Source organism: Albidovulum sp., assembly GCF_008933605.1.
GTDB lineage: Bacteria > Pseudomonadota > Alphaproteobacteria > Rhodobacterales > Rhodobacteraceae > Albidovulum.
Genome location: NZ_WBUS01000150.1, coordinates 1 through 7,472, shown reverse-complemented (window position 1 = coordinate 7,472; position 7,472 = coordinate 1). Strand labels below are relative to the sequence as shown.

Annotated in this window: 7 protein-coding genes; 6 read left to right on the top strand and 1 reads right to left on the bottom strand. The window is 70.4% G+C overall.

All coding sequences use genetic code 11. The features are described from left to right. Both F9K34_RS15465 and hisG read left to right on the top strand, forming a co-directional pair. A partial coding sequence (locus tag F9K34_RS15465; protein ID WP_291338019.1) for an ATP phosphoribosyltransferase regulatory subunit occupies positions 1 to 436 on the top strand: 436 nt, incomplete at its 5' end. Continuing rightward, positions 430 to 1,134, top strand: coding sequence for an ATP phosphoribosyltransferase (gene hisG / locus F9K34_RS15460; protein WP_291338018.1), 705 nt, complete (start codon positions 430 to 432; stop codon positions 1,132 to 1,134). The genes F9K34_RS15465 and hisG, both read left to right, overlap by 7 nt. An 86-nt stretch (positions 1,135 to 1,220) precedes the next feature. On the opposite strand, the gene F9K34_RS15455 is transcribed toward hisG, so the two are convergent. Continuing rightward, complete coding sequence (locus F9K34_RS15455) at positions 1,221 to 1,652, bottom strand: DUF1489 family protein (RefSeq protein WP_291338020.1); 432 nt, start codon at positions 1,650 to 1,652, stop codon at positions 1,221 to 1,223. Positions 1,653 to 1,764: 112 nt separating this feature from the next. On the opposite strand from F9K34_RS15455, the gene F9K34_RS15450 reads away from it, so the two are divergent. The 4 genes from F9K34_RS15450 to F9K34_RS15435 form a co-directional block, all read left to right on the top strand. Next, positions 1,765 to 4,287 carry an adenosylcobalamin-dependent ribonucleoside-diphosphate reductase gene (locus F9K34_RS15450; RefSeq protein ID WP_291338017.1) on the top strand — a complete coding sequence of 841 codons (2,523 nt, stop codon included), beginning with the start codon at positions 1,765 to 1,767 and terminating at the stop codon, positions 4,285 to 4,287. Between the two features lie 176 nt (positions 4,288 to 4,463). Continuing rightward, a complete protein-coding gene (locus F9K34_RS15445) occupies positions 4,464 to 5,510 on the top strand; it encodes a Hint domain-containing protein (protein WP_291338016.1) in 1,047 nt (348 codons plus the stop codon). A 241-nt stretch (positions 5,511 to 5,751) separates the two neighbouring features. Beyond that, positions 5,752 to 6,375, top strand: coding sequence for a 30S ribosomal protein S4 (gene rpsD, locus F9K34_RS15440; protein WP_291338015.1), 624 nt, complete (start codon positions 5,752 to 5,754; stop codon positions 6,373 to 6,375). 166 nt (positions 6,376 to 6,541) lie between these two features. Next, positions 6,542 to 7,472: glycosyltransferase family 87 protein (locus F9K34_RS15435; protein ID WP_291338014.1), on the top strand; the 931-nt coding region annotated here is incomplete at its 3' end.

Genomic DNA, 7,472 nt, shown 5'->3' with positions numbered 1-7,472 from the left:
ACGGATCGAGGCGCTGCAGGAGGACGCCGCCGCGCCGCCGATCCCGGCCGAGGAGGTGGCGCGGCTCGAGGACCTGCTGAACCTCTCCGCGAAAAGCCCCGCGGCCCTCGCGCACCTGCGCGACCTCGCCCGCGTGATGCCCGCGATCGCTGCCGCCACCGACCGGATGGAGGCGCGGCTCGACGCGCTCGCCGGGCGCGGGATCGACGTCGCGGCGCTCGACTTCGAGGCGAGCCACGGCCGCACCACGCTCGAATACTACGACGGCTTCGTCTTTTCCTTCCACGCCGCCGACCCGGCCCTTCCCCCCGTCGCCTCCGGCGGGCGCTACGACGCGCTGACCTCGGTCCTCGGGACCGGGCGCTCGATCCCCGCCGTGGGGGGCGTGATCCGCCCGGGCATCGTCGCCGACCTGAAGGGGGCCGCGCCATGCTGAAGCTCGGCGTTCCCTCCAAGGGCCGGCTGATGGAACAGTGCTTCGACTGGTTCGGTGCCCGCGGCGTCATCCTCGGCCGCGCCGGGTCCGACCGCGAATACGCCGGCCGCGTCGAGGGCGCCGACGGTCTGGAACTCGTCCTGCTCTCGGCGGGCGAGATCCCGCGCGAGCTCGCGGCGGGACGCATCCACCTCGGCGTCACCGGCTCGGACCTCGTGCGCGACAAGCTCGCCGACTGGGACCGCCAGGTGGCCGAACTCGCCCCCCTGGGCTTCGGCCACGCCGATCTCGTCCTCGCCGTTCCCGCCGCCTGGATCGACGTCGACACGCTCGACGATCTCGATGCTGCCGCCGCTGCCTTCCGGCGGGCGCATGGCCACCGGCTCAGGATCGCCACGAAATACCACCGGCTCGTCCGCGAGTTCCTCACCTCCCGCGGCGTCGCCGACTACCAACTCGTCGACAGCCAGGGCGCGACCGAGGGGACGGTGAAGAACCTCACCGCCGAGGCCGTCGCCGACATCACCTCGACCGGCGAGACGCTGCGGGCAAACCACCTGAAGATCCTCGCCGACGGGCTCGTCCACGAAAGCCAGGCGACGCTCTACGCCGCCCGCACGGCGAACTGGGGCGCGGGCGCGCGCACGGGCCTCGCCGGCCTCGGGCGCCGCCTCGGTTTCGATCCGTCCGCAGTCTGACCTTCGCAGCCTGAACGCCGCGCCCCGATCTTCTTCTTGGCCGAAATACTCCGGGGGTGCGGGGGCTGGCCCCCGCCGGCGACCCCTCAGCGCAACCCGATCGCGGCCAGTGCCAGCGCCATCTCCTCGGGCAGCGCACTGTCCGTCCCCCGGCCGCGCGGCAGGTCGCGCGGGGCGTCCTTGGCCTCCAGGTAGCGCCAGCCCTGGAACGGGCGGCGTGCCGCGCCCTCGGTGCGGATCACCTCCGGCTCCATGACGATCCCGCAGCGCAGGATGCCGTCCGCGCCGCGCACCTCGTCGAGCCGGACGATCCGCTGGCGGCAGAGGATCACGCCCTTGATCACCCAGTAGAGCGAGCCGCCCGCGGTGACCTCGGCCTCGCGCTTCGGCCACATGCGGGTCACGTGGCGGCGCTCGCCGGTGGGGAAGGGCGAGGGATGCGTGCGGTGCCAGTCGATCAGGTCCTCGACCGACTCGGCGCCGACACAGAGTTTCAGAAGATGGACAGACTCGGCCATGGCACCCCCAGAGATGGACATTCTAGCCCCTCCGACCGCGAGATCAAGTTGACCGGCACCGGCGCGGGGCGTATCGTAGGGACCTTTCCCCGAAGCCCGAGGACCGCTTTCGATGACCCGTTTCGCCGCCCCCATCGCCGAGCAGATCTGGGACATGAAGTATCGCCTGAAGGCCGAGGACGGCACGCCCCTTGACGGCACGGTGGAGGACACCTGGCGGCGCATCGCCCGCGCGCTCGCGGCGGTCGAAAAGGACCCGGCCCTCTGGGAGGACCGCTTTTACGCTGCGCTCGAGGATTTCCGCTACCTTCCCGCCGGCCGGATCACCGCCGGCGCCGGCACGGGCCGCGCGGTCACGCTCTTCAACTGCTTCGTCATGGGCACGATCCCCGACAGCATGGGCGGCATCTTCGACGCGCTGAAGGAAGCGGCGCTGACCATGCAGCAGGGCGGCGGCATCGGCTATGACTTCTCCACCATCCGGCCGCGCGGCGCGCCGGTCGCGGGCGTCGCGGCCGACGCCTCGGGGCCGCTCTCGTTCATGGACGTCTGGGACGCGATGTGCCGCACGATCATGTCGGCGGGCTCGCGCCGGGGCGCGATGATGGCGACGATGCGGTGCGACCATCCCGACATCGAGGCCTTCATCGAGGCCAAGCAGGACGCCGCGCGGCTGAGGATGTTCAACCTCTCCGTCCTTGTCACCGACGCCTTCATGGCGGCGGTGAAGGGGGCCAAGCCCTGGGACCTCGTGTTCGACGGCAAGGTCTTCCGCACGGTTGAGGCGCGGGACCTCTGGAACCGGATCATGCGGGCGACCTATGACTATGCCGAGCCGGGCGTGATCTTCATCGACCGCATCAACGCGATGAACAACCTTTCCTACGTCGAGACGATCGCGGCCACCAACCCCTGCGGCGAGCAGCCGCTGCCGCCCTACGGCGCCTGTCTTCTCGGTTCGATCAACCTCGCCCGGCTGGTGACGGACCCCTTCGGCAAGGGCGCGGCCCTCGACCTCGCGGCGCTCGACGACCTGGTGCGGGTCGCGGTCAGGATGATGGACAATACCGTGGACGCCTCGCGCTTTCCGCTGCCCGAGCAGGAGGCGGAGGCGCGCGCCAAGCGCAGGATCGGGCTCGGCGTCACCGGGCTGGCGGATGCGCTGCTCATGGTGGGGCTGCGCTACGGGTCGGAAAAGGCCGCGCAGCAGACCGAGGACTGGATGCGCGGGATCGCCCGGGCGGCCTACCTCGCCTCGGTGGAACTTGCCGGGGAAAAGGGCGCCTTCCCGCTTTTCGAGGCGGAGAAGTACCTCGCCACCGGCAACATGATGCAGATGGACGAGGACGTGCGCGCGGCCGTGCGCACCCACGGCATCCGCAACGCGCTCCTGACCTCGATCGCGCCCACGGGCACGATCAGCCTTTATGCCGGCAACGTCTCCTCCGGCATCGAGCCGGTCTTCGCCTATGCCTACAAGCGCAAGGTCTTGCAGAAGGACGGCAGCCGGACGGAGGAGGAAGTGGTGGACTACGCCGTCCAGCTCTGGCGCGAGCGCTTCGGCGACAGGCCCCTTCCGGACCATTTCGTCAACGCCCAGACCCTGCCGCCCATGGACCACGTGCGGATGCAGGCTGCGGCGCAGAAATGGGTGGATTCGTCGATCTCGAAGACCATCAACTGCCCCGAGGAGATCGGCTTCGAGGCCTTCAAGGACGTCTACATGGCGGCCTGGGACCAGGGCTGCAAGGGCTGCACCACCTACCGGCCGAACGCGGTGACGGGGAGTGTGTTGACGGTGGCTTCTCAAGCTGTGTCTTCGTCGCCCTTGCCCGAACTGAGCAACTCGCGCGAAAGATTGCTGTGGGCGCAGAAGCGCGCCGGTTATCATACCCAGCAAGAAGCGGCCGATGCTATCGGCGTAAAGCGCAGTCGATACTCACTGTGGGTCACCGAAGGACAACAGGAACTTTCCAAGGACGGGGCGGAACTGGCTGCGAAGGCATTCAACGTATCGGCAGGCTGGCTCCTTTTCGGTGATCACCAAGCCGCCCCTGAAGTCCTCTCCAAGGACGGCTCCGCCCCCCTCACCCCGCACGGCGACGTGATCTACCTCTCCGAACCTTTGGACCGGCCTCAGGCCTTGGAAGGGGCGACCTACAAGCTGAAGTGGCCCGACAGCGAGCACGCGATCTACATCACCATCAACGACATCGTGCAGGGCGGGCACCGGCGGCCCTTCGAGGTCTTCATCAACTCCAAGAACATGGAGCACTATGCCTGGACGGTGGCGCTGACGCGGATGATCTCGGCGGTGTTCCGGCGCGGCGGCGACGTATCCTTCGTGGTGGAGGAACTGAAGGCGGTCTTCGACCCGCGCGGCGGCGCGTGGATGGCGGGGCGCTACATCCCCTCGATCCTCGCCGCCATCGGCGGCGTGATCGAGCGCCACATGATTGCCATCGGCTTCCTCGCCGGCGAGGGGCTGGGGCTCAAGTCCGACCCCAAGGCGCAGGCGATGGCGGTCGGCGAGGCGCCGCGCGGGCCTGCCTGCCCCTCCTGCGGGCAGAAGGGGATGCAGATGGTCGAGGGCTGCATGACCTGCCCGTCCTGCGGCTATTCAAAATGCGCGTGACCCGGCGCGGTTGATCCGGAGACGCCCCCCGAACGGCCCCCGAGTCCTTTCTGCAACAGGCGGGCAGGGCGGGGACCCGTTCCCGCGGCAGGTGGTTTCCGCAGCGGCACCGGCGCTGCTAGACTGTGCTCAAGGCGCCCCGAAGAGGCGCCGGAGATGAGCGGGCGGCATTCGGCATGGCGGCGGGTTATCGCGGCACCTTCGTGATCTCGGTCGAGCAGACGGAGACGGACGGGATCGTCGCGGCGCCTCCGCCCGTCATCGACGTCGGATCGACCTGGTGCTGGCACGGCGAGGCGCTCCGGGTGGACGGGCCGGCCCGCGTCCTCGCCCTCGACGGGGCGGCGGGAGAGGCTGAGTTGCGCCAGCGCGCGGCGCGCGTCGTGGCGCGCCTGATCGGCCCGGCGGCCCAGGGTCGGCGCTGTCTTACCGCCGTGGCGGAGCCGACCGCGGGCGGCGCGGGCTTCGCGGTGACGGACGGGCTTGCGCTCTACCGGCTGACACCGCTTGATCCGGCCGGGCGGCTTCTGGCGGTCATTGGCGCGCTGCCCCCACGTGGCGTCGATCTCGCCGTCGTCGCGGTTCGGCTGGACCGCGCCGCTCCCGAGGCCGCCGCGCCGGGCGGCGTCATCTGCTTCACCCCCGGCACACGCATCGCCACCCCCGAAGGGCTGCGGCCGGTGGAGGCGATCCGGCCGGGCGACCTTGTCTCCACCCGCGACAACGGACCGCAGGAGGTGCTCTGGACCGGCGCGCGGCGGATGAGCGGCGCGCGGCTGCACGCACTGCCGGCGCTCCGCCCGGTGCGCATCGGCGCCGTTGCCCTTGGCGGGGACGGGTCGCAGGCCGACCTGGTCGTCTCGCCCGACCACCGCATCCTGGTCGCGGGCGCGGCGGCGCGCGCGCTCTTCGGCGAGGACGAGGTGCTCGCCGCCGCGCGCGACCTCGTCGACGGGAGGCACGTGCGGATCGAGACGGGCCCGCGCGAGGTGACCTATGTCCACCTCCTGACCGCGCGGCACGAGGTCATCTGCGCCAACGGCCGGCCCGCCGAAACCTTCCATCCGGCGGCGGCCGATCCCGCCGCGCTCGACCCGGCCGACCGCGCGGCGCTTCATGCGCTTGTCGAGGGGCTTGCCGCGGACCCCTTCCGCTATGGCGGCTTCGCCCGGCGGAGCCTGTCGGCGCCCGAGGCGGCGATCCTGCGCCACCGGGCGGCCTGAGCCGGCGGGACCCGCGGGTGCTCCCTGCCCCCCGGACCCCCGGGGGATATTTCGCATCGGGTGAAGGGGATGTGTTGACTCTCGCCCCGCCGCAGCTATAAGCCGCCCGTCCCGGGCCGCTCGCCCGGGTCATTCATTTGGTGTTGGCGGCCCCCGCAAGGGGATGCCTGTCGCCCTTCGGGGAGAGGACAACGCCCTTCACAGCTGCCACCCGGCGGCGTCATATCGAAGGAGATCAGCGGTGACCAAACGCACCTCTGCCAAGTACAAGATCGACCGCCGGATGGGCGAGAACATCTGGGGCCGTCCGAAATCCCCGGTCAACAAGCGCGAATACGGCCCCGGCCAGCACGGCCAGCGCCGCAAGACCAAGCTGTCGGACTTCGGCACGCAGCTGCGCGCCAAGCAGAAGCTCAAGGGCTATTACGGCGACCTGACCGAGAAACAGTTCAAGCGGATCTACACCGAAGCCGCCCGGGTGAAGGGCGACACCGGCGAGAACCTGATCGGCCTTCTGGAGCGCCGGTTGGACGCCGTGATCTACCGCGCCAAGTTCGTGCCGACGATCTTTGCCGCGCGCCAGTTCGTCAACCACGGCCATGTCACCGTGAACGGGAGCCGCGTCAACATCGCCTCCTACCGCGTGAAGGAAGGCGACGTGGTCGCGGTCCGCGACAAGTCGCGCCAGCTCGCCATCGTGCTCGAGGCGGTGGGCCTCGCGGAGCGCGACGTGCCGGACTACATCGAGGCCGACCATTCCAAGATGACCGCGACCTTCGTGCGCACGCCCGCGCTGGGCGACGTGCCCTACGCCGTGCACATGGAACCGAACCTGGTCGTCGAATACTACGCGAAGAACGGCTGATCCTTCGGCCGCGCGAAGGCATGGGGCCGCCGCGGGAAACCGTGGCGGCCCTTTTCGTCGCCCCGGCGCGCCCGTTGCCCTGAAATCGCCACGGCTGCCGCACGTTGTGGCCGAATTCGGCGGTGAAGGTCGGGGTCGGTGGACCATCGGAAACGGGTACGGCAGGATGACGTACGACCGGAACGTGGCGGGGGCAGGGCTGCCCAGGATGACACGCGGGGTCGCGTCGCGGCCCGGGCGCATCGCCGAAGCCTTGCTTGCCGGGCTGGCGGCGCTCGCGTTCAGCCAGCTCGTCGTGCTCGCCGTCGCGCGAGCCGGCGATCCCGGCTACGACTTCCGCTATTACTGGCTTGCCGGCCGGCTCTGGCTCGACGGCGTGTCGCCCTACGGTCCCGGATTTGCCGAGGCGGCCGCACGGCTGATCGGCGAGGGCAACCGGCCCGAGATATGGGCAAACCCGCCCACCTTCTGGCTGCCCTCGGTGCTGCTTGCCCTGTTCGACCTCGGCACCGCCTGGCAGCTTTGGCTTGCGCTCTCGCTCGGCGCGCTGTTTTTGGCGAGCGCCTCGGTCGCCTACGCCCTGTCGCAGCCGTCGCGGCCGGGCTGGGCGATGGCCGGCACGGGGCTCGGCCCCGGCGCGGTCTTCGGCCTGCATCTCGCGGTGTTGTCCGCGCTGGAAGTCACCCAGCTGTCGCTCTTCGTCGGACAAAGTTCCGTCTTTGTCTATCTCGGGGCCGCCCTGCTGCATGCCGGGCTCGCGCGCGAGCGACGCGCGGTCGCGGTCATCGGGCTTGTCCTCCTCTGCGCCAAACCGCAGGTCGGCGCGATCGTGGCCCTTGCGCTCCTTCTCCGCAGCGGGGCCCGGGCGATCGTCCTGCCCGCCATCGTCGCCTCGCTGCTCCTCCTCCTGCCCGCGATGCTGGGCGATCCGCTTGTCCTCGTGAACTGGCTCGCGTCCGTGGCAAGCTACGACGGCGCAAGCTATGCGAACCAGCCCTTCGCCATGTCGGGCATCCGTCACGTCCTCTGGGCCTATTCGGGCCACGACATCGGCAACCTCGCGGCGATGGCGGTCGCGCTCGCGGCCGGGGCCGGGG

Coding starts and splice junctions, on each gene's coding strand:
- hisG (WP_291338018.1), top strand. CDS start 430: ATGCTGAAGCTCGGCGTTCCCTCCAAGGGCCGGCTGATGGAACAGTGC.
- F9K34_RS15455 (WP_291338020.1), bottom strand. CDS start 1,652: ATGGCCGAGTCTGTCCATCTTCTGAAACTCTGTGTCGGCGCCGAGTCG.
- F9K34_RS15450 (WP_291338017.1), top strand. CDS start 1,765: ATGACCCGTTTCGCCGCCCCCATCGCCGAGCAGATCTGGGACATGAAG.
- F9K34_RS15445 (WP_291338016.1), top strand. CDS start 4,464: ATGGCGGCGGGTTATCGCGGCACCTTCGTGATCTCGGTCGAGCAGACG.